The organism is Acetobacter pomorum, from assembly GCF_002738225.1.
Classification (GTDB): domain Bacteria; phylum Pseudomonadota; class Alphaproteobacteria; order Acetobacterales; family Acetobacteraceae; genus Acetobacter; species Acetobacter pomorum.
Genome location: NZ_PEBQ01000135.1, coordinates 1 through 20,678 on the forward strand (window position 1 = coordinate 1; position 20,678 = coordinate 20,678).

Genomic DNA, 20,678 nt, shown 5'->3' on the forward strand with positions numbered 1-20,678 from the left:
TTCAGCCAGCGGGCCAGCTTGCCCTCTGTCATGGTAGGAGAAAGGGCGGGCATTAAAATTTCAGTCGCCATGTTTATGCTCAAGCCTCCAGAACAACATCCGTATAAAGTTCGGCCGGATCCGGTTCCGGGCTGGTCTGCGCAAATTCTGCAGAATCGTTTACAATGCCCTTGATCTCGGTTTCCATGGTTTTCAATTCTGCTTCTGTAACGCCAGAATCCAGCAGGATGTGTTTGACATGTTCAATGGGATCACGCGTTTTGCGGACTTCGTCCACCTCATCTCGCGTGCGGTATTTTGCCGGGTCTGACATGGAATGGCCGCGGTAGCGGTATGTCATCATTTCCAGCAGGTAAGGTCCCTTCCCTGCACGGCAATGTTTTACGGCTTCTTCTGCAGCTGCATAGACGGCAGCAACATCCATGCCATCAACCCGCTTGCCGGGAATGCCCCATGGCTCACCGTTTTTATATAACTCGTGCGATGCAGATGCACGCTCAACAGATGTGCCCATACCGTAGCGGTTGTTTTCAATAACAAAAATGCACGGTAGTTTCAGCAGGGCTGCCAGGTTGAAGCTTTCATAAACCTGCCCCTGGTTAGCGGCACCATCACCAAAATAGGCAACAGAAACTTCATCTGTATTGCGATATTTGTTGGCAAACGCCAGCCCGATACCCAAAGAAACCTGCGCACCGACAATGCCGTGCCCGCCATAAAAATTCTTCTCGCGGGAGAACATGTGCATGGAACCGCCCTTACCGTGGGAATACCCGGTAGAGCGCCCGGTAAGTTCTGCCATCACGCCCCGGGGTGTCATGCCTGCTACTAGCATCTGTCCGTGATCACGGTAGGATGTAATCAGCTTGTCACCTTCATGCAGGCTCATCTGGATACCAACCACCACAGCTTCCTGCCCAATATACAGGTGGCAGAAACCGCCAATCAGACCCATGCCATAAAGTTGCCCCGCTTTTTCTTCAAAACGGCGGATCAGAAGCATGTCATAGTAGGCTTTGAGAAACTGGTCTCGTGTTAAGGAAGGACCGTTATTTCCTGCCTTTCCGACCTGTTTGGCGTTCGTTCCCATGTGTGATGAACCTTTTGCGATATGTAAACAGTTCGTAATAAATGGTGCGTAACACAACAAATATCTTCAGTTCTTCAGGGTAATTTCAGAAGAACCGGCAAAACGCGCAGTGTTTCGCATTATTCATTATGCAGCGTTGTAGTCTCCCGAGCGGCCTCCACTTTTGTGAAGGAGCTTTATATTTTCTATCTGCATGCCGCGGTCAACTGCTTTGCACATATCATAAAGCGTAAGAGCTGCGGCAGATACGGCCGTTAACGCTTCCATTTCCACCCCGGTTGCACCGGTTGTTGTAACAGTTGCTGTAATCTCAATTCTGTTATCAGCGGGCGCCAGATCTACAGAGACACTGCTGAGACTAAGCGGATGACACAGCGGAATAATATCCGCCGTCTTTTTTGCAGCCATAATACCGGCAATACGGGCTGTTGCCAGTACATCACCTTTTGGCGCATGGCCTGAAAGAATCATTTCCAACGTTTTGGGCTGCATCACAATGGCGCCAGTTGCAACGGCTTTGCGGCGCGTTGCAGGCTTGGCGGAAACATCCACCATATGCGCGCGCCCGGCCTCATCCAGATGCGTGAGTGTTGGGGAAGACACTTCAGGCCAACCCCAGAAGTTTTTTGGCGGCATCACCGGGGTGCGGATCGCGCAGCAGAGATTCACCTACCAAAAAGCCGGTAACCCCAATGCTGGCAAGCTGCATAATATCCTCATGCGTTTTGATTCCGCTTTCAGACACAATAATCCTGTCTGGCGGCACAAGAGGAGAAAGCTGGCGAGTTGTATCCAAATTGGTTTGAAGCGTTTTCAGGTTACGGTTGTTAATGCCGATCAGGAAGGTATCCAGCGCCAAGGCGCGGTTCAGTTCTTCTTCATCATGCACTTCTACCAGCACATCCATGTCCAGCCCTTTGGCATGGTCAACCAGTTCCAGCGCCATTTCATCGGACAGGATGGACATGATCAGCAAAATGCAATCAGCGCCAATCATGCGGCTTTCATAAACCTGCCACGGATCAAGAATAAAATCCTTGCGCAACACTGGCAGGGAACATGCCGCCCGCGCCTTGCCCAGATCTTCATTGTCACCATGAAAGCAGGAGCTTTCCGTCAGCACGGAAATACAGGTTGCGCCTGCCTGTTCATATTCTGCGGCAATCTGGGCTGGATCGTAATTTTCACGCAGGATACCGGCAGAGGGAGAGGCCTTCTTGATTTCTGCAATCAGACCCACGGCGCGGTCTGCGGCCTTTTCCTTCAATGCCCGACCAAACCCACGCGGGGAATCCTGAGTTTCCTGCGCCTTGGCCGTGATTTCCTTAAGGGACATCAGGGTGGAGCGGTGTTCTACTTCCAGCTTGGTGCGTGCGCAGATGCGGGAGAGAACATCCGGCAGTTCTTCAATCTTGCTGGCAAGAATGTCCGGAGCAGAAGCTGCCGAGGACGCGAGTGGTGTGTCGTTCATGATTATCCTGTCATGTCTCAGGCGCGTGCATCCGGGTTGGAAGCGCGCAAACCATTCAGCACTGCTAAAGCCGTGCCATCATCCAGTGGGCGTGCGGCATAAGCTACACTTTCCCGCAAGGCCTGCGGATCAATGCGTCCGTCCCGCAGGAGTGTTACCCGCCCCGCTACATGCAGTGCGCAGGCGGCGTTCAGAATCACTGTATCACGATATGCCCCCGCTGCGCCATGCAACAAAGCTTCCAAAGCCTGTGCATTATAGTGGGCATCTCCGCCCAATATGGCGCTGACAGGCGCATGGGCAAGGCCCGCCATTTCCGGCGTGATGGAAAACGTGCAAATATCTCCATCTTCCAGCGCAGCAACCTGTGTGGGGCCAGCCAGAGTAATTTCATCAATACCACCCTGCCCGTCTGCTGGCAGACCGCACACAGCCCAGACCTTTTGGGAACCCAGGTTTTTAAGCACATTCACCAAAGGCTCCAGCCATGCGGGTGAAAAAACGCCCACAAGCTGCCGCTTAACGCCTGCCGGATTTACCAAGGGCCCCATCAGGTTAAACAGTGTGCGCACCCCCAGCGTTTTACGTACAGGGGCAGCAAAACGCATGGCAGGATGATGATGTGGCGCAGAAAGGAAAATAACGCGCTGTGCCTGCATCTGCTCGGCCAGCACTTCAGCTTGTGCAGAAAGAGGCACACTTAATGCTGCCAGCACATCAGATGCGCCGGAACGAGAAGAAACAGCACGATTACCGTGTTTGGCAACAGGTACGTTTAGTGCGCCCAGAACAAAAGCCACGGCGGTAGAAACATTGAGTGTGCCGTAATTGTCTCCACCCGTGCCGCATACATCTATGGTATCGGCGGGCATGGCGGGCACAGCATGCATGCGGGCGCGTAAAGCCGTTACACCACCAAGCAGTTCATCCTGTGTTTCTCCACGCACGCGCAAGGCCATCAGAAAAGCCGCAATGCGCTCTGGCGCAATCTGGCCGTCCATAATAACGCCAAATGCGGCCTCGGCCTCGGCTGCGTTCAGGGTTTGGCCTTCAGCAACACGCGCCAGAATGGTGGAGAAAAACTGTTCCCCTGTGTGGAGAGAGTCTGTGTCTTGCGTGGTTGCGGCCATCAGACAACGGCCTGTTGTTCTTTCCAGGCGGATGCAATGGAAAGAAAATTTCTCATCAGCTCATGACCATATTCCGAGGCAATGCTTTCAGGATGAAACTGCACGCCTGATATGGGATACTGCCGATGCCGCACCCCCATGATCACGCCATCTTCTGTCCATGCGGTAACTTCCAGAGCTTCCGGAATGCTGCTCGGTTCAAGCGTAAGGCTATGATAGCGCGTGGCATTGAACGGATTTGGCAAACCTGCAAACACATCCTGCCCGTCATGAAAAACCGGGCTGACCTTGCCATGCATGGGTGTGGGTGCGCGGACCACCTGCGCGCCAAATACCTGCCCAATAGCCTGATGCCCCAGACATACGCCAAAAACAGGCACCTTACCGGCTGCGGCAGATATCAGATCACAGCAGATACCGGCTTCATTGGGTGAGCATGGGCCGGGGGAAAGCACAATAGCATCCGGTTTAAGGGCCAGTGCATCTTTTACACTCAGGGCATCGTTGCGGCGTACATCACATTGTGCGCCCAGTTCACCCAAGTAGTGAACAAGGTTGAATGTGAAGCTGTCATAATTGTCGATCAGAAGGATCATAGCCGAATGATGACCTTATGTGCTGTTGGGGTCAAATAAGAATGGAACAGAAATAACATTATGAGCGCCCAGCCCTAACCTGTTCCAGTGCGGCTTCAGCAGCGCGGAATACAGCACGGGCTTTATGGCGTGTTTCTTCATATTCCATTTCGGGCACACTGTCTGCCACTACGCCGCAGCCTGCCTGCACATGCATTTGTCCATCTTTTACAACAGCCATGCGCAGCCCAATACATGTATCCATGTTGCCGCCTGCCCCAAAATATCCAATGCAGCCAGCATAGGTAGCGCGGCGGGTGCGTTCCACTTCATCAATAATTTCCATGGCGCGAATTTTGGGGGCGCCTGTAAGGGTGCCTGCGGGAAAGGCCGCCACAAGGGCATCCAATGCTTCCAGCTCCGGCTTGAGCGTGCCCTGCACGTTGGAAGAAATGTGCATGACGTGGCTGAAGCGCTCAATAACGAATCGTTCGGTCACTTTTACCGTGCCGGGAATACTCACGCGGCCCACATCATTGCGCCCAAGGTCAATCAGCATCAGATGTTCGGCCAGTTCTTTCTGGTCGGCCAGAAGGTCTTTTTCAAGTTGCAGATCTTCTTCTGCCGTCTTGCCACGCGGCCGGGTGCCAGCAAGTGGGCGCACCGTCATGGTGCCATCCTGCAAACGCACCAGAATTTCGGGTGAAGATCCAACAAGCGCGAAGTCACCAAAATCCAGATGGAACAGGAATGGTGCCGGATTGATACGCCGCAATGTCCGATACAGTGCTAAAGATGGCAGCGGGAACGGCGCAGAAAAGCGTTGGCTGGGCACAACCTGAAATGCATCGCCAGCGGCAATATAGTCCTGAATACGCTCCACAGCCTGACAGAACGCTTCCTTGCTGAATGAAGAGCGTGGTTCGGCTGGTTCTGGCAGATTTTCAGGCGGTTTTGGCAGTGGTGGAAGAGCCCCGGCCAGACATGCCCGCGCTCGGTGTAACAGGTCCTGCGCCTTGTCCCATGCTTCCCCCGCGTTTTCGCCTTTCTGTGGGCGTATAGGAGCTGCAAGGATGAGTTCGTCACTCACTGTGTCAAATACGGCAAAAAGACCGGGACGCATGAGAATGGATTCAGGCAGATTCAGGTCGTCCGGTGGCGCATCTGGCAAATGTTCCATCTGGCGCACCATGTCATAGCCCAGATACCCAAATAAACCCGCCACCATGGGAGGAACCCCTTCGGGCAGTTCCAGCCGCGTGGCGTGGATAAGGGCGCGCAGGCTTTCCAGTGGTTTTTCCGTAAGAATACGGGGCGCGATATCCGGGTTTTCTGGGTTTTCATTCAGCGTGATCTGCCCGTTATGGCAGGTCCAGATAATATCCGGCTTAAGGGCAATTACCGAATAGCGCCCGCGCGATGTGCCGCCTTCCACGCTTTCCAAAAGTAGGGTGTTTTTGCCTGTGCCACCATCAAAGCGTGCAAGGCGAAGATAGGCAGAAACAGGAGTGAGCAGATCTGCCGCTTCTACTGAAAACACGACAGAGGGCTGCCCCTGTGCCCAAGCTGCTTCACATTCCTGGCGAGAGGGTGAAGGCGCAATGCGTGCGGTAATGCTCATGGCGTGGCTTCTCCTCCAAATCCGGCGGCAGATAGTGTGGCCATAACGGCGCGTTCGTTAATATGGGGCGGCGTATGCTTGCTAAGCGCTTCAATATAACTGGCAACCAGATCATCGCTGTCCGCCTGTGCGAGAGAGTCTTTCAGGCGCTTTACGCCATCAGCCGGGGCTGGTGGGTTGGGAACAAACAGTTTTGTCACAACAGCTACCAGGAAGTGGCCGTCATCTTCTGTCATAACCGCCTGCCCCGGTTGCATATGTGGCAGATAATCCATCAGTGCTGTCGGAATGTTTTTGTTGGGCATGGCGTAGGAAAATGCCGCATCCCGCGTAAGCTGTGCGCCCGGTGCGTTTGTAATGCCCAAAGCCTGCTTGTTTTTGGCGGTCAGGTACAGGCTTGTTGCCTGCTCATCTGCCGCATGTTTGCGGGCTTCGGCCTCCCATGCGGTCACAACATCTGCATGCGCTTGTGCAAAAGTGCGTGGGGCTGCTGGTGTGGCTGTATCTACTTCCACGGCAAAGCTGCTGTTATCCGGCCCATCTACAAGGGTTGCGCGCGCGCCGGGTTTTTGGGTGAAAATCTGGTGGATAATGACTTCACGTAGTTTGCCGGATGCTGGCAGAGGAGCAGGCTCCTTATCCGCTGTCATGCCCTGTGCATCCAACGTGCCTGCCGCAGCCACAGCGCCCAGATCAGACGGAATGGCATCTAGCCCTTTGCCAGCCAGCGCATCTTGCAGCTTGCGTTTGCGTTCCCCCACAACAGATGGTGCAACAGCTGCCCGATACTGGGAAAGGATGTCTTTTTTGGCCTCTTCATATGGCGTGATATGCGGAGCCGTTATTTTTGTGACGCGAAAAACAGCCCATCCGCTTTCTGTTTTAAGCGGATCACTAATCCGATCTTCAGGAGCCTGAAAAACAGCCTGACGCAGCGTGGCAGATGGAATGGTGGATGGCCGGGCGTTTGGCATTTCTACCGCAGCGGCATTTTTTGCGCTGTTCTGAATAGCCTGCCAGTTGCCACCTGCTTTCCATGCGTTGGCAAGCGCTGTTGCCTGCGCCTGATCCTGCACGGTGATCAGTTGGATATCGCGTGTTTCCGGCACGTTGTAGCGCGTTTTTTGTTCATCATAGATGCGCTTGATATCGGCTTCATCCATATTGATGCTGTCTGCAACAGTTTGGGGAGATAGCACGACAATCTTGGCATGGCGCAGTTCTGGCGTGCGGAACATCCATGGGTGGTTGTTATAATAGCGCTGCAACACAGCATCATCTGGGGCTTTGGGCGTTGGCTGAGCGGCAAATGGAATGCTTACAAAATCTACCACGCGGGTTTTAGCACCATAGGTCAGAAAACGCTGGAGCATTGTGTCTGAAACGCTACCCGCCTGTGCCAAGGGCTGTAAAATGGTGCGGGTTGTCAGGTCATTGCGCACCATATCCAAAAAGTGCTGTTCCGTCAGCCCACGGTCACGCAGTTTCTGATTGAAGCTGGCACGGTCAAACTGGCCATTGGCGCCCTTGAAATAAGGGAGGGAGAACACTTCATCCCGCACAGCCGAATCAGGCACAGACACTTTAAGTTTTTGCGCGGCATTCAGCAGTTCGGCCTGCCCGATCAGGCGGCGCAGAATCTGGTAGGCAATCTGCCGCTGCATGGCCAGAGGGATTTGCGAAGGGTCCGTCACCCCCATCTGGCGTGCAATTGTTGGCAGTTCGGAGCGCAGGGCTGTGGCCAGGTCATCGGCAGAAACCTGCTGCTGCCCAACTTTGGCAACAACGTCTGTTTCTTCCCCCATATAGCCCATAACATCGCCTATTCCCCAGCCGACAAACGCCAGGAAAATGACAATTGCAGTCACCCGGCCCAGCCAGGACTCAACAAAAACGCGACGTAGATAGGAAATCATGACCCGATGGATCCACAGCTATGCTTTAAAACATCACACCACAAAAGGGTATGCACAGGCGCGGCACCATAAGGGTAGCTGCGGTGCTTGACCAGACATAACCGTGCCTGCACGCCAGACAGGCAAGAATAAGGAGCCTGCTCTCTTGCCCCAAGGGGTGCCTCTATGGTTTAGCCTTTATGAAAGAACCATATTGTAAAATACGCATGCCCAATGGCATGGCGCGTTACAGATAAGGAGCTGGGCATGACCAGACAGATTATTGTCGGCAACTGGAAAATGAATGGCCTGAGCCGTGATTCGCAGGAACTCGTCAAGGCCATTACCAGTGGCTTGCCCGCCAACAGTGCCGATGTGGTGGTGTGCCCGCCCTTTACCCAACTTGGGTTGCTGACAGAAGCGCTCAAGCCCACGCCGGTTAAGCTGGGTGCGCAGGATTGCCATCAGGAAGTTTCTGGCGCGCATACGGGTGATATTTCTGCCCCCATGCTGGCAGATCTGGGCGTGTCTTACGTGATTTTGGGGCATTCAGAACGTCGTCAGGAACATGGTGAGCTGGACGAAACGGTGCGTGAAAAAGCTATGGCTGCCGCCAAAGCCGGGCTAACCCCCATTGTCTGTATTGGTGAAACTGAAGACCAGCGCGAAACCGGTGAGCACTTTGATGCATTGGGTTGGCAGATCAAGGGTTCCCTGCCCGATGGTTTCAACGGTATTCTGGCATATGAGCCAATCTGGGCCATTGGCACAGGCCTTGCTGCCACCACTGATCAGATTGCTGAAACCATGAAATTCCTGCGCGAAGAATTGGTGCGGCAGTTTGGAGAGGCTGGAAAAGTCATCAAAATCCTGTATGGAGGGTCCGTAAACGCCGGGAATGCGGCCACCATTTTGCCCATTCCTGAAGTGGCGGGTGCGCTTGTTGGCGGTGCCAGCCTTAAGGCGGACGCGTTTCTTTCCATCGTCAGCGCAGCATCTGCTGCCTGATTTGCTGTTCTGATCTGGAATCTGACATGACCACAGCCCTGCTGATCCTGCATTTCTGTGTGACCATAGCCCTGATTGGCGTTGTGCTAATTCAGCGGAGTGAAGGCGGCGGCCTTGGAATTGGGAGCAGCCAGGGCATGGGGGCTTTTATGTCCGGCCGTGGAACAGCCAACCTGCTTACGCGTACAACGGCTGTGCTGGCTGGCGTGTTCATGCTGCTTTCCCTGTTGCTGGCCGTGCTTTACAAAGGCTCTGTTACGGGTGAAGGGCACGATATTCTGGCCCAGCCTCCCGCAGCCACCACGCCCGCACCTGCTGCTCCGGCAACAACGGCTCCGGCTCCGCAGCCAGCTACGCCGGCGCATCCGTAAAATGCAGGTTTCTCTCTCCTTTCCGCCATGTGTAAGGAGAGAGCCCTTTTATCCCTTCAGCTCCGCATGTCCTGTGGCATGCGGTAGTTTGCGTTTGTCCATCTTTACCCGCCCGGCCTTGTCCGTGTAGGAAGTCTGCTCATGACCCGCTTTGTTTTTATCACCGGTGGTGTGGTATCCTCTCTTGGCAAAGGCATTGCATCTGCTGCCCTTGCTGCCCTGCTGCAGACGCGTGGCTATAAAGTGCGCCTACGCAAGCTTGATCCCTACCTGAACGTTGATCCCGGCACCATGAGCCCCTACCAGCATGGGGAAGTGTTTGTGACTGAGGATGGCGCCGAGACAGATCTTGATCTTGGCCATTATGAACGCTTCACAGGGGTGAATGCTTCCAAGGAAGACAACACCACAACAGGCAAGATTTATTCAGATGTTATCGCGCGTGAACGGCGTGGTGATTATCTGGGCGCAACCGTGCAGGTTATTCCGCATATTACGGATGCCATTAAAGATATTGTGGTTGCCAATACGGATGATCTGGATTTCGTGTTGGTGGAAATTGGCGGCACAGTTGGCGATATTGAAAGTCTGCCGTTTTTAGAAGCCATCCGTCAGCTGCGCAATGATCTGGGCCCGGCCCAGACCATGGTTGTGCACCTTACGCTGCTGCCGTGGATTCCTTCTGCGGGTGAGCTGAAAACCAAGCCAACCCAGCATTCCGTTAAGGAATTGCAGAATGTGGGTATTCAGCCCCAGATTCTGCTCTGCCGCTGTGATCGCCCCATTCCGCCTACAGAGCGACGCAAGATTGCCAACTTCTGTAACGTGCGGCCAGAGGCTGTTATTGCCGCGCGGGATGTGGATACCATTTACTCCTGCCCCCTCTCTTACCATGCAGAGGGCATGGATACCGAAGTGCTCCGTTACTTCGGCCTGCCGCATGCAGAAGAACCTGATCTGACAGGTTGGGAAAAAATTGTAGATGCCATCCGCCACCCGGATAACGAGGTGCGTATTGCTGTGGTGGGTAAGTACACAGCCCTACTGGATAGCTACAAATCTCTGAACGAAGCCCTGCTGCATGGTGGTATTGCCCATCGTACAAAGGTTGTCCTAGATTGGGTGGATGCAGAGGTTTTTGAAAAAGACCCCACATCACTGGAAGCCAAGCTGGGCGATGTAGATGCCATTCTGGTGCCCGGCGGGTTTGGTGAGCGTGGCTCTCAGGGCAAGATTGAAGCCATTCGCTTTGCGCGTGAAAAAGGTATTCCGTTCCTTGGGATATGCTTTGGCATGCAGATGGCGGTTATTGAATGCGCCCGCAATCTGGCGGATCTGCCCAATGCATCTTCCACCGAGTTTGGCTATACGGAAGAACCTCTGGTGGGCCTGATGACGGAATGGGCACGCGGGAACGAACGCCTGCGCCGCAGCGAAGGTGGAGAACTGGGGGGCACCATGCGCCTTGGTGCCTACCCTGCCAAATTGATTGAAGGTTCCCGCGTGGCACAGGTTTATAATGCCACGTCTATTCGTGAGCGGCATCGCCACCGGTATGAAGTGAATATCCACTACAAGGATCAGCTTGAAAAAGCGGGTATGAAGTTCTCTGGCCTTTCACCAGATGGCATCTTGCCAGAAGTGGTGGAATACCCAGATCATCCGTGGTTCATTGCCGTACAGTATCATCCGGAACTGAAGTCCCGCCCATTTGCACCGCATCCGCTGTTTGCAGGGTTTGTGGGGGCAGCGCTGGAAAAGGCTAAAAAAGCATGATGCAAGCATTGGGGTCAGATTTCCAGATCGGGTCTTTGTACATCGGGAATGACCAGCCATTTGTTCTGATTGCCGGTCCGTGCCAGATTGAATCTGCGGCTCATGCCATGGAAACAGCCACAGCGCTGAAGGAAATCTGCCAGAAGGCTGGTATCGGGCTGATCTATAAAAGCTCCTTCGATAAAGCCAACCGCACCAGCATTTCCAGCGCGCGGGGTATTGGCATGGCGGAAGGTCTGGATATTCTGGCAAATGTGCGCAACACGCTGGATATTCCGGTGCTGACAGATGTGCATGCGCCAGAACAGTGCGCCCCTGTGGCTGAAGCTGTAGATGTTCTGCAAATTCCCGCTTTTCTATGTCGCCAGACAGATTTGCTGTTAGCCGCCGGGAAAACAGGCGCTGCGGTGAATGTAAAAAAGGGCCAGTTTCTTGCTCCGTGGGACATGAAGCACGTGGCGGCCAAAATTGCTTCCACCGGTAATAATCGCATCATGCTGTGCGAACGCGGCACCAGCTTTGGCTATAATACGCTGGTAAACGATATGCGCGGCCTGCCCATTATGGCTCAGACCGGTTACCCTGTTGTGTTTGATGCCACACACTCCGTGCAGCAGCCCGGTGGTTTGGGCGGCGCATCTGGTGGCCAGCGTGAGTTTGCCCCTGTGCTTTCTCGCGCTGCTTTGGCCATTGGTGTGGCATCTTTGTTTATTGAAACGCATGAGGATCCTGATCGCGCTCCGAGCGATGGCCCCAACATGCTGCCAATTAAAAGCCTGCCAGCTTTGCTGGAGCAGTTTAAACAGATTGATGCTCTTATTAAGGGGTAAGTAGCCAACCTGCTTTCCAGCAAAAAGCCGCAACCTGATTTTTTCAGGCTGCGGCTTTTTTTTATAATTCTGCACAGGAGAGAAAAATCTCTCCCGTTCTCCTTTGTCTCAGACGTCCAGATTGGCAACCTTGAGTGCGTTGCCGACAATGAAGTCACGCCGCGGCTCTACAATATCCCCCATCAGAGTGGTGAACACATCGCCAGCTTCTTCCACATCGCCTACGCGTACCTGCAACAATGTGCGCATAGCCGGGTCCAGCGTGGTTTCCCAAAGCTGGGCATCATTCATTTCACCCAAACCTTTGAAGCGGTTGATGGTCAGCCCACGGCGGCCCTGTGCCAGCAGGCGGGCATAAAGATCAGCCGGACCGCTAAGCTGATGCTCGGTGGTATCGTTTTTCAACACCACGCCTTCTGCAAAATCTTTTTGCAGGCGGTTTGCCTGTATGGTCAGCCAGCGGGCATCGTTACTGGCCAACATGGTTGGGTCAATGCGGTACACTTCCCCTACTCCACGCACATTGCGGGCCAGCTCCACACCATCAGCACTGGCAACGGCTTTCCAGCTTTTTTCATTTTCAGCAGATGCCGCATCAAGCCGCTGCTGAAGTGCTGGCATCCGCTGCTGAAGCTGTTCAACATCTGTTGTCAGCGCGCCAGCCAAGGCTACCTGTTCAATAATCCAGGAAGGAATACGGTTGGAAAGGCGGTTGATAGCCTGCGCCGCCTGCCGGATGAACGGAAGGTCTGCTGCCAGTTCTTCACCGCTTACAAGGCGTTTGTCTGTATAAACAAAGCTGGCGTTGCTCAGAGCCTTGTTGAGCAGATACTGCTCTAGCGCGGCATCATCTTTCAGATACGTTTCTTCATTCCCGCGTTTGGCGCGGTAAAGAGGCGGCTGGGCGATATAGAGGTAACCACGTTCGATCAGTTCCGGCATCTGGCGGAAGAAGAATGTCAACAGCAGTGTGCGGATATGAGAGCCGTCCACGTCAGCGTCAGTCATGATGACAATGCGGTGGTAGCGAAGTTTCTCAATAGAGAAACCACCCTGCTCTGGTTCACCGCGGCCAATGCCTGTGCCCAATGCGGTAATAAGCGTGCCAATTTCGGCAGACCCCAGCATACGGTCAAACCGTGCACGCTCTACGTTCAGGATCTTGCCTTTGAGCGGTAAAATGGCCTGAAAGCGTCTGTCTCGCCCCTGCTTGGCGGTACCGCCTGCGGAATCACCCTCCACAATAAACAGTTCAGCTTTGGCGGGGTCACGCGCCTGACAGTCTGCCAATTTGCCGGGAAGCGAAGAAACATCCAGAACACCTTTGCGGCGTGTCAGCTCGCGCGCCTTACGGGCGGCTTCTCGCGCAGAGGCAGCATCCAGCACCTTGGAGACAACAATTTTTGCCTCTTTGGGGTGGGTTTCAAACCAGTGGCTGATAATGTCGGCCGCCGCTGCGTGCACAACGGGCTGCACTTCGGAGGAAACCAGCTTGTCCTTGGTCTGGGAGGAGAACTTGGGGTCTGGCACCTTAACGGACAGAACAGCCGTCAGTCCCTCACGCATATCTTCCCCTTGCAGGGAAAGTGCATCTTTTTTGGCAATGCTTTCAGCATATTTGCCCACAACACGCGTAAGCGCCTGACGGAAACCGGCCAGATGCGCCCCACCATCACGCTGCGGAATGTTGTTGGTGAAGCACAGCATGGTTTCGTGGAAGCTATCATTCCAGCTCAGCGCAAATTCGACCTTAATGCCGTTTTCCGGGTTTTCCAGACTACCAGTAATAGGTGGCGTAAACAGCGAAGTGCGGGAGCGGTCCAGCCAGTTTACAAAGGCCTCCAACCCGCCTTCATAAAAGAATTTTTCTTCCCGCACGGGGGTAACGCGCGCATCACGCAGCACAATTTCCAGCCCGGAGTTCAGGAAGGCCAGTTCACGCAGGCGGCGTTCCAGAATGGTGAAATCAAAATCCGTTTTGGGGAAGGTTTCACTGCTGGGTTTGAAAGTGACTTCCGTGCCTGAGGGTTCGGAAGAAGGACCAACCACTTCCAACGGGGCATCACGCTCACCGTGCTGGAAGCGGATAAAGTGCTCCTGCCCATTACGCCAGATGCGTACTTCCATCCATTCAGACAGAGCATTCACCACAGCGGCACCTACGCCATGCAGACCGCCGGAAACCTTGTAGGAGTTCTGGTTGAACTTACCGCCAGCATGCAGGCGAGTCAGCACCACTTCCGCAGCGCTAATGCCTTCTTCAGCATGCATATCTGTAGGAATGCCGCGCCCGTTATCACGCACGCTAACGCTGCCATCTGCGTTGAAAGTGACGATGCAGCGCGTTGCAAAACCGGCCTGAGCCTCATCCACTGCGTTATCAATAATTTCAAACGCCATGTGGTGCAGGCCGGAGCCATCATCCGTATCACCAATATACATGCCGGGCCGTTTACGGACAGCATCCAGCCCCTTCAGCACAGAGATCGACGCGGCATCATACTCTTCGGAAACGGCAGATGGCGTGGGCTGAGAGAGGTCGGTCATAAGAACGGTACGCTCCGTACAGGAAAGAACAAAAAACCTTTTATTCTTATACCCTGATCAAACCTCTGGGGCCAGATTGAGCTGCGTGTTTTATGGGCTGGAAGGTAAAAAAGCACCGTTTTTCAGGGTTTCAAACCGGGCTGCATGTTTAAGCGGTGCAAAAGGTGCCTGATCCGTGCCGGTAAGCAACACAGTTGTGCGAAAATCCTGCACAATTTCCAGCAAAGAGGCCCGGCGCGCGGCATCCAGATGTACCAAAGGTTCATCCAGCAGCAAAATGGGTGGCTGCCCGCGGTAGTCTGTTACAAGTCGGGCATGCGCCAGCACAATGCCAATGAGCAAGGATTTTTGCTGGCCGGTGCTGGCCAGTGCTGCGGGTTGCCCGGACGTAAGATCCTCCAGCAGAAAATCACTGCGATGCGTGCCAAAGGTGGCGCGCCCACGTGCTGCATCGTCTTCACGCAACTGGGCGAGTTTTTCCCGCAGCCAATCTTCCACAACCAAAGCGGGGGATGTTTCCAGTTTTTGGGCCACGTTACATTGCAATGTGGCGATAGCGGCAGGAAAAGCCCCCAGACCATTTTGAGCGTAATGGCAAATCTGGCGCACGGTTTCCTGCCTTGCGGCGGCAACAGCCACGGCATGACGCGCCATGGAGGCCTCTAGCCCGGAGAGCCATGAATGTTCGGAAAACCGTGTTTGCAGCAGGCGGTTACGTTGTGTCATGGCGCGGTCATACGCTGCCAGCTCCCGCGCATGGTGGGGGGTAACGGCCATAACCAGCCGGTCCAGAAAGCGCCGTCTGCCAGATGCCCCTTCACTAAACAACCGATCCATCTGCGGGGTAATCCATACCGTGGCAAGGGTATCTTCCCAAGCCTCCTGCCCGCGGATCTGCCGCCCATTCAGCAAAAAAACACGGCGTGGCTTTTCCTGCCCGCCCTGTGTTCCGGTGCCGAGTTCAAGGAATTCATCTCTGGTTTCAATACGTGCGGAAATGCCCCAGTTTGCACTGCCCATACGGCCAAGTTGTGTAAGGGGTGCTGCGCGTAATCCTCTGCCCGGAGAAAGGAGAGAAACAGCCTCCAGCAGGTTGGTTTTGCCGCTTCCGTTTTCGCCAGTTAGCACCAGCAGGCTTGCATCTGGTGACCATACGAGCCGTTCGTAATTACGAAAACTGGAAAGCGTGAGTTTAAGAAGCCGGGGCATGCCGCGCTGCTTCTGTAAGTCTGCCTGCAAAGGAATGGTGCAGGCAGACCATAAGCGTTGAAGGAAAAGGCGAAATCACACGCGCATCGGCATGAGAACATAAAGTGCGGATGGGCTATCGACATCACGCACAATGGTGGGAGATGCGCTATCTGCAAACGCGAATTCCACCTCTTTTTCCACCTGATCGGTAATGTCGTTCAGATAGCGGGCCTGAAAGCCGATTTCCAACCCTTCTGCATCGTAGGAAATGCGGTTGTCATCCAGTTCTTCCTTGGCCACGCCTTGCTCGGCGCTACTGGCAGACAGAGTTAAAAGGCCGGGCTCCAGTGTCAGCTTTACCGGGCGGGAGCGTTCCTGACTAATGGCGGCCACACGAGCCACAGCATCGGCAAAATCTTTTTTGCCAACCCGCAGAATACGTGTGTTGTTACGGGGAATGACACGTTCATATTCAGGAAATGTGCCATCAATCAGCTTGGAAGTCAGTGTAACCGGGCCTGCCGTGAACTGAATGCGTGTTTCAGAAAGAGCAACTTCCACTTCTTCAGGAGCTTCATCAATCAGCTTGCGCACTTCGGCCACGGTTTTGCGTGGGACAATCACACCCGGCATTCCGGCGGCACCTGCAGGCAGATCAGCCTCTACGCGGGCCAAGCGATGACCATCCGTTGCAACGGCGCGCAGTTTGGGGTCTCCCTCCACATCTGTGGCGTGCAGAAAGATACCGTTCAGGTAATAGCGGGTTTCTTCGGTGGAAATGGCAAAGCGGGTACGGTCTATCAGTGAATGCAGAGTGGTTGCAGGCAATTTGAAGCGATGTGGGAAGTCCCCTGCCCCCATGGATGGAAAATCATCCACGCTCAGCACGTTCAGGCGGGTGGCATAACGGCCGGCACGTAGCAGAAGCGGGCCTTCGCTATCGGCTTGATCCAGTTCTACATCCACGCCATCGGGCAGTTTGCGCACAATTTCGTACAAAACAGCTGCAGGGGCCGTTGTGGCCCCTTCCCGCGTGATTTTGGCGGGAACTTCCTCAACCACTTCAATTTCCATATCTGTGGCTTTCAGGCTGAGCTGTCCGTTAGCGGCCTGAATAAGAACATTGGCTAGAATGGGTATGGTGTTACGCTTTTCAGCAACACTCTGGATATGGGCCAACGCCTTAAGCAGTATTGCGCGTTCCGCCGAAAACTTCATCTAACCCTCTTTCCTGCAAGGCAGGGCCTCTGTTTTGCAGGAGGCGCCTTCTTTTTCCACCCCGAAAAGTAACAGGTGGGCGTTATCAGTCAATCCCTTTGGAATCTCTACGTTTTCAGCTTTCCAGCATCCGCCGCAGGAGTTCCACATCTTCTGCAAAAGCGGCATCCAGCCCCATAAGTTCCGTAACGCGATTTACCGCATGCATAACGGTTGTATGATCACGATTACCGAACTTGCGCCCGATTTCCGGTAGGGAACGGCTTGTAAGCTGCTTGGCCAGATACATGGCAACCTGGCGGGGCCGCGCTACATTGCGCGCCCTGCGGGCGGATGACATGTCTGTCAGGCGGATATTCCAGTGTTCTGCAACTTTTTTCTGGATTTCCTCAATCGTCACACGGCGGTCGTGCGCTTTGAGAATATCGTGCAGAACTTCCTGCGTGGCTTCTAGCGTAACCGGGCGGCCAAACAGGTTGGCGTGGGCAATCAGGCGGTTAAGCGCACCTTCCAGTTCTCGCACATTGGATGTGATTTTATGTGCCAGAAATTCCAGAACCTTGCCGGGCACCACAACGCCGGATGCTGCGGCCTTGGCCTCCAGAATGGAAATGCGCAGCTCAAACGTCGTGGCATGAATATCCGCCACCATGCCGCAGCCCAAGCGCGTGCGCAGCCGATCTTCCAGCCCGGACAGATCGGATGGGGATTTATCGGCAGACACCACAATCTGCCGACCGGCATCCACCAATGCATTAAAGGTGTGGAAGAATTCTTCCTGCGTGTTGTCCTTGCCGATCAGGAATTGCAAATCATCAATCATCAGCACATCCACAGAGCGTAGTTGCTCCTTGAACTCAATTGTGGATTGCGAACGAATGGCGGCAATAAACCGATACATGAACTTTTCCGCAGACATGTAGGCCACGGAAACGTTGCCACGCTGGATCAGCTCAGCCCCGATGGCATGCATCAGGTGTGTTTTACCCAACCCGACACCGCCATATAAAAAGAGCGGATTAAACCCAACGCTGGAAGGTTTTTCCGCAACGCGGCGCGCACAGGCATAGGCAAACTCGTTCGGCTTGCCTACGACAAACGTATCAAACGTAAAGCGGCTGTCCAGCGCGGTAACCAGATCACTCCGCACTTCTGGCGCCGTGCGTGCTGCCGGGGTGGCCTCTTCCTGCGCAGGGGTGGCTGCACTGGCGTTGGGAATATCTTCCAAGGGGATGGGTGCAGGATCACCCGCACGAGCGACCTGAAGCTCTACCCGGCGAATACTGGGGATTTCCTGATTCCACAGCTCACTCAGGCGGTCACCATATTGGCTGCGCACCCAGTCACGCAAAAAGCGCGTGGGTAAAAGTAGAGTGATTTCATCACCATCAATCGGGCCCAGCGCAATTTTGGTCAGCCAGGTGCGGTATTCAACTTCGCCAACTTCGCCCTTCAGGCGGGCGCAGATACGCAGCCACGATTCCTCAAGCCCCTTGCCGTCTTCAAGCCGGGAAAAGGCGCTTTCGTCATCGTCCACTCCGATTGTCATTTTTGCTCCCGAGCGGTCATTGAAGCGTGAATATATTCACGCAGTTTACAAAGCAGGCAGCGGCTCTGCTGCCAGTGCTGTGCAACATCTGTTGCCTTGGCGGCCAAATGTGCGGGCTTGCTGACCAAATCTGGCAGAAAAAGAGCCCGAACAGCGCCAAGCCACCTTGTAAGGTAAAGCAGTGAGCGCAAGGGGAGCAATCAATATTTCATGCTGCCTGCCCTGCTTGTGCTTTATCTGACCAAGGTGTGACAAAAACAAAGCCGAACCATCAGGGTGATGATTCGGCTTTATCTCAAAGCGTCAGATGGCCACCTTTAGGCAGCCCTGCACTTTCCTCAGGCCGGAGCCAGTGCTTTCACACGGGCAGACAGGCGAGAAATCTTGCGGGCCACAGTGTTGTGGTGGATAACGCCCTTGCTGGCCGCACGCTGGATTTCTGGCTGAGCAAGGCGCAGTGCTTCGCGCGCAGCGCCATGATCACCAGCTTCAACTGCGGTTTCTACTTTCTTGATGAAAGTACGCATGCGGGATTTGCGGGCGGTGTTACGGGCAGTCCGCTTCGCGGTCTGCCGGATGCGCTTACGCGCCGAAGCGATATTCGCCATGAGTTTCTATTCTGTCCAGCACTTAAGAAAGATTAAAAGGGCAGGCACGCCGAAACGCGCTACCCAAAAGAGTAAGCGGTGCTGTAATGCACCAAAGCGCCTTCCGTCAAGCTTCTTCCGTGTCAACCACTGGGATTTTACCCGTTTTTCTGCCTTTGGGGACAAAAAAATGTGGAACGTCCGGCTTGTGTTATCTGCTGCACGCCAGAACATGCGGGGGTACCAGGGCAATTGGGGCATGGTTTGCCTGTTTGCCCATATACCCGCCATGCGTGCTGAAAATATCCTAAGCCACCTTCCGGGCGCACATAATCTTTCAGGCTGGATCCCCCGGCCGCTATGGCTTCTTCCAGAACATCGCGGATGGCTTGCACCAGTTTGCGGGCTTTGGGGCGTGTGAGATTGCCAGCAGGCATGGTTGGGGCAATACCTGCGCGAAATAGGGCCTCACACACATAAATATTGCCCAACCCAGCCACAATCTTCTGATCGAGCAGAAAAGGCTTAATAGGCATTCGTCGGCCCGTGCTGGCTGTTAATAAGGTCTGGGGTGTAAAGTCTGGCTCAAGCGGTTCTGGCCCCATGCCTGCCAGCAACGGGTATGTCTCTTCCTGATCGGTAGGGACCAGATCCAGCATGCCAAAACGGCGCGGGTCTATATATCCGCAGCGCTTTCCATCCTGCAGAATCAGAGTGACATGTTCATGCAATAATGGCTCAGCCGGAGAATCGAGCAACACGCGGCCAGACATGCCCAAATGCCAGATAATGGACATTCCACCAGACAGGCGCATAAGAATATATTTGCCCCGGCGGCGAAAGCCTTCTATCCGGCGGCCTTTGAGTGTTTGTGAGAAATTGGCAGGAATCCGCCATCTCAGGTCGTGACGGCGCACAATTGCTTCTTGGATGGTACCGTTTTGCAGGGCAATCTGCATCCCGCGCATTACGGTTTCTACTTCAGGGAGTTCCGGCATGGCTAAAAAGCAGGGTATAGGGGAACCCCATGACCGACAACAGCTTTACGCCCTCCCCCGCTTCTTCTGACGCAACAGTGGAAGAAACGGATTTCGGCTTCCGTTCCGTAAGGAAGGAAGAAAAGAAAAACCTTGTTCGTGACGTGTTCGATAGCGTCGCCGGCAAGTATGACGTGATGAATGACATCATGTCCCTTGGCATCCATCGGGTATGGAAGCGTATTTTTGTCACAGAGCTTGGCCCGCAGCCCGGTATGTCTTTGTTGGATCTGGCCGGTGGCACGGGTGATATCACCTTTGGTTGGCTGAAAGGTGGCGGTGGTTCCGCTATCATGACCGACATCAACAGCAGCATGCTCTCTGTTGGGCGGGATCGGGCCATTGATCGTGGTTTTGTGTCCGACCTGTCCTTTTGCGTTGTAGATGCTGAGGCCATTCCGCTGCGTGATATGTCAGTTGATCGGGTCTCCATCGCTTTTGGCCTGCGCAACTGCACAGATAAAATGGCCGTGCTGCGTGAGGCGCGGCGTGTGCTCAAGCCCGGTGGGCGTTTTCTGTGTCTCGAATTTTCCCGCGTTCAGGTGGCAGCTCTGGCCCCTATTTATGATGCGTGGTCTTTCAAGGTATTGCCTGCCATGGGCAACCTGATTGCCAAGGACCGTGATAGCTACCAGTATCTGGCAGAAAGTATCCGCACCTTCCCGGATCAGGAAACACTGGCCGACATGTTCCGCGAGGCCGGGTTCTCTCACGTGCGGTATCAGTCTCTTTCTGGCGGTATTGCGGCCATTCATTCCGGCTGGCGTGTGTAAGGCCCAAGA

18 protein-coding genes are annotated in these 20,678 nt (G+C 54.4%); 5 read left to right on the forward strand and 13 right to left on the reverse strand.

Going from position 1 to position 20,678, the window contains the following annotated elements; translation table 11 throughout:
* Positions 1–79: 79 nt before the first annotated feature.
* The 7 genes from pdhA to CSR02_RS09160 form a co-directional block, all read right to left on the reverse strand.
* The gene (pdhA, locus tag CSR02_RS09130) at positions 80–1,090 is read right to left on the reverse strand and encodes a pyruvate dehydrogenase (acetyl-transferring) E1 component subunit alpha (protein WP_042787300.1); all 1,011 of its coding nucleotides are present in this window, start codon (positions 1,088–1,090) and stop codon (positions 80–82) included.
* Positions 1,091–1,216: 126 nt separating this feature from the next.
* The gene (gene moaC, locus CSR02_RS09135) at positions 1,217–1,693 is read right to left on the reverse strand and encodes a cyclic pyranopterin monophosphate synthase MoaC (protein WP_042787299.1); all 477 of its coding nucleotides are present in this window, start codon (positions 1,691–1,693) and stop codon (positions 1,217–1,219) included.
* 1 nt (position 1,694) lies between these two features.
* Positions 1,695–2,561, reverse strand: a complete 867-nt coding sequence (gene trpC, locus CSR02_RS09140; RefSeq protein WP_042787298.1) for an indole-3-glycerol phosphate synthase TrpC — start codon at positions 2,559–2,561, stop codon at positions 1,695–1,697.
* A gap of 17 nt (positions 2,562–2,578) precedes the next feature.
* Positions 2,579–3,691 carry an anthranilate phosphoribosyltransferase gene (trpD, locus tag CSR02_RS09145; protein WP_099541425.1) on the reverse strand — a complete coding sequence of 371 codons (1,113 nt, stop codon included), beginning with the start codon at positions 3,689–3,691 and terminating at the stop codon, positions 2,579–2,581.
* Positions 3,691–4,287 (reverse strand): anthranilate synthase component II, encoded by a 597-nt coding sequence (locus CSR02_RS09150; protein WP_042787296.1) that lies wholly within the window; start codon positions 4,285–4,287, stop codon positions 3,691–3,693. The genes trpD and CSR02_RS09150 overlap by 1 nt, the downstream gene beginning before the upstream one ends.
* A 58-nt stretch (positions 4,288–4,345) precedes the next feature.
* Positions 4,346–5,887: an anthranilate synthase component I gene (gene trpE, locus CSR02_RS09155; protein WP_099541426.1), complete on the reverse strand. Its 1,542-nt coding sequence runs from the start codon at positions 5,885–5,887 to the stop codon at positions 4,346–4,348.
* Positions 5,884–7,803, reverse strand: a complete 1,920-nt coding sequence (locus tag CSR02_RS09160; RefSeq protein ID WP_099541427.1) for a SurA N-terminal domain-containing protein — start codon at positions 7,801–7,803, stop codon at positions 5,884–5,886. Before CSR02_RS09160 ends, trpE begins: the two co-directional genes overlap by 4 nt.
* A 246-nt stretch (positions 7,804–8,049) precedes the next feature.
* On the opposite strand from CSR02_RS09160, the gene tpiA reads away from it, so the two are divergent.
* The 4 genes from tpiA to kdsA all read left to right on the forward strand — a co-directional run bounded on the left by tpiA (position 8,050) and on the right by kdsA (position 11,767).
* Positions 8,050–8,790, forward strand: coding sequence for a triose-phosphate isomerase (gene tpiA, locus CSR02_RS09165; RefSeq protein WP_099541488.1), 741 nt, complete (start codon positions 8,050–8,052; stop codon positions 8,788–8,790).
* Between the two features lie 26 nt (positions 8,791–8,816).
* Complete coding sequence (secG, locus tag CSR02_RS09170) at positions 8,817–9,161, forward strand: preprotein translocase subunit SecG (protein ID WP_099541429.1); 345 nt, start codon at positions 8,817–8,819, stop codon at positions 9,159–9,161.
* A 141-nt stretch (positions 9,162–9,302) separates the two neighbouring features.
* Positions 9,303–10,937 (forward strand): CTP synthase, encoded by a 1,635-nt coding sequence (locus tag CSR02_RS09175; RefSeq protein ID WP_099541430.1) that lies wholly within the window; start codon positions 9,303–9,305, stop codon positions 10,935–10,937.
* On the forward strand, positions 10,934–11,767 hold the full coding sequence (kdsA, locus tag CSR02_RS09180) for a 3-deoxy-8-phosphooctulonate synthase (protein ID WP_099541432.1): 834 nt from the start codon (positions 10,934–10,936) through the stop codon (positions 11,765–11,767). Before CSR02_RS09175 ends, kdsA begins: the two co-directional genes overlap by 4 nt.
* A gap of 108 nt (positions 11,768–11,875) precedes the next feature.
* Here the strand turns inward: kdsA and gyrB are convergent, their stop codons facing one another.
* From gyrB to mutM, 6 genes are all read right to left on the reverse strand, one after another.
* Entirely contained in the window at positions 11,876–14,314 is a 2,439-nt protein-coding gene (gene gyrB / locus CSR02_RS09185; RefSeq protein WP_099541434.1) for a DNA topoisomerase (ATP-hydrolyzing) subunit B, read from the reverse strand.
* A gap of 90 nt (positions 14,315–14,404) precedes the next feature.
* A complete protein-coding gene (recF, locus tag CSR02_RS09190) occupies positions 14,405–15,553 on the reverse strand; it encodes a DNA replication/repair protein RecF (protein WP_099541435.1) in 1,149 nt (382 codons plus the stop codon).
* 45 nt (positions 15,554–15,598) lie between these two features.
* Entirely contained in the window at positions 15,599–16,723 is a 1,125-nt protein-coding gene (dnaN, locus tag CSR02_RS09195) for a DNA polymerase III subunit beta (protein WP_099541436.1), read from the reverse strand.
* A 115-nt stretch (positions 16,724–16,838) separates the two neighbouring features.
* Entirely contained in the window at positions 16,839–18,272 is a 1,434-nt protein-coding gene (gene dnaA, locus CSR02_RS09200; protein ID WP_042787286.1) for a chromosomal replication initiator protein DnaA, read from the reverse strand.
* Positions 18,273–18,610: 338 nt separating this feature from the next.
* Positions 18,611–18,880, reverse strand: coding sequence for a 30S ribosomal protein S20 (gene rpsT / locus CSR02_RS09210; RefSeq protein ID WP_042787284.1), 270 nt, complete (start codon positions 18,878–18,880; stop codon positions 18,611–18,613).
* Between the two features lie 137 nt (positions 18,881–19,017).
* The gene (gene mutM, locus CSR02_RS09215) at positions 19,018–19,857 is read right to left on the reverse strand and encodes a bifunctional DNA-formamidopyrimidine glycosylase/DNA-(apurinic or apyrimidinic site) lyase (protein ID WP_099541438.1); all 840 of its coding nucleotides are present in this window, start codon (positions 19,855–19,857) and stop codon (positions 19,018–19,020) included.
* Positions 19,858–19,886: 29 nt separating this feature from the next.
* Between mutM and CSR02_RS09220 the strand changes: the two genes are divergently transcribed.
* Entirely contained in the window at positions 19,887–20,669 is a 783-nt protein-coding gene (locus tag CSR02_RS09220) for a class I SAM-dependent methyltransferase (RefSeq protein WP_042787282.1), read from the forward strand.
* Positions 20,670–20,678: the final 9 nt, after the last annotated feature.

Bases quoted from the DNA above. Each gene is read 5' to 3' on its own strand.
- pdhA (WP_042787300.1), bottom strand. From the start codon at position 1,090: ATGGGAACGAACGCCAAACAGGTCGGAAAGGCAGGAAATAACGGTCCT.
- trpC (WP_042787298.1), bottom strand. From the start codon at position 2,561: ATGAACGACACACCACTCGCGTCCTCGGCAGCTTCTGCTCCGGACATT.
- trpD (WP_099541425.1), bottom strand. From the start codon at position 3,691: ATGGCCGCAACCACGCAAGACACAGACTCTCTCCACACAGGGGAACAG.
- CSR02_RS09150 (WP_042787296.1), bottom strand. From the start codon at position 4,287: ATGATCCTTCTGATCGACAATTATGACAGCTTCACATTCAACCTTGTT.
- trpE (WP_099541426.1), bottom strand. From the start codon at position 5,887: ATGAGCATTACCGCACGCATTGCGCCTTCACCCTCTCGCCAGGAATGT.
- CSR02_RS09160 (WP_099541427.1), bottom strand. From the start codon at position 7,803: ATGATTTCCTATCTACGTCGCGTTTTTGTTGAGTCCTGGCTGGGCCGG.
- tpiA (WP_099541488.1), top strand. From the start codon at position 8,050: ATGACCAGACAGATTATTGTCGGCAACTGGAAAATGAATGGCCTGAGC.
- secG (WP_099541429.1), top strand. From the start codon at position 8,817: ATGACCACAGCCCTGCTGATCCTGCATTTCTGTGTGACCATAGCCCTG.
- CSR02_RS09175 (WP_099541430.1), top strand. From the start codon at position 9,303: ATGACCCGCTTTGTTTTTATCACCGGTGGTGTGGTATCCTCTCTTGGC.
- kdsA (WP_099541432.1), top strand. From the start codon at position 10,934: ATGATGCAAGCATTGGGGTCAGATTTCCAGATCGGGTCTTTGTACATC.
- gyrB (WP_099541434.1), bottom strand. From the start codon at position 14,314: ATGACCGACCTCTCTCAGCCCACGCCATCTGCCGTTTCCGAAGAGTAT.
- dnaN (WP_099541436.1), bottom strand. From the start codon at position 16,723: ATGAAGTTTTCGGCGGAACGCGCAATACTGCTTAAGGCGTTGGCCCAT.
- dnaA (WP_042787286.1), bottom strand. From the start codon at position 18,272: ATGACAATCGGAGTGGACGATGACGAAAGCGCCTTTTCCCGGCTTGAA.
- rpsT (WP_042787284.1), bottom strand. From the start codon at position 18,880: ATGGCGAATATCGCTTCGGCGCGTAAGCGCATCCGGCAGACCGCGAAG.
- mutM (WP_099541438.1), bottom strand. From the start codon at position 19,857: ATGCCGGAACTCCCTGAAGTAGAAACCGTAATGCGCGGGATGCAGATT.
- CSR02_RS09220 (WP_042787282.1), top strand. From the start codon at position 19,887: ATGACCGACAACAGCTTTACGCCCTCCCCCGCTTCTTCTGACGCAACA.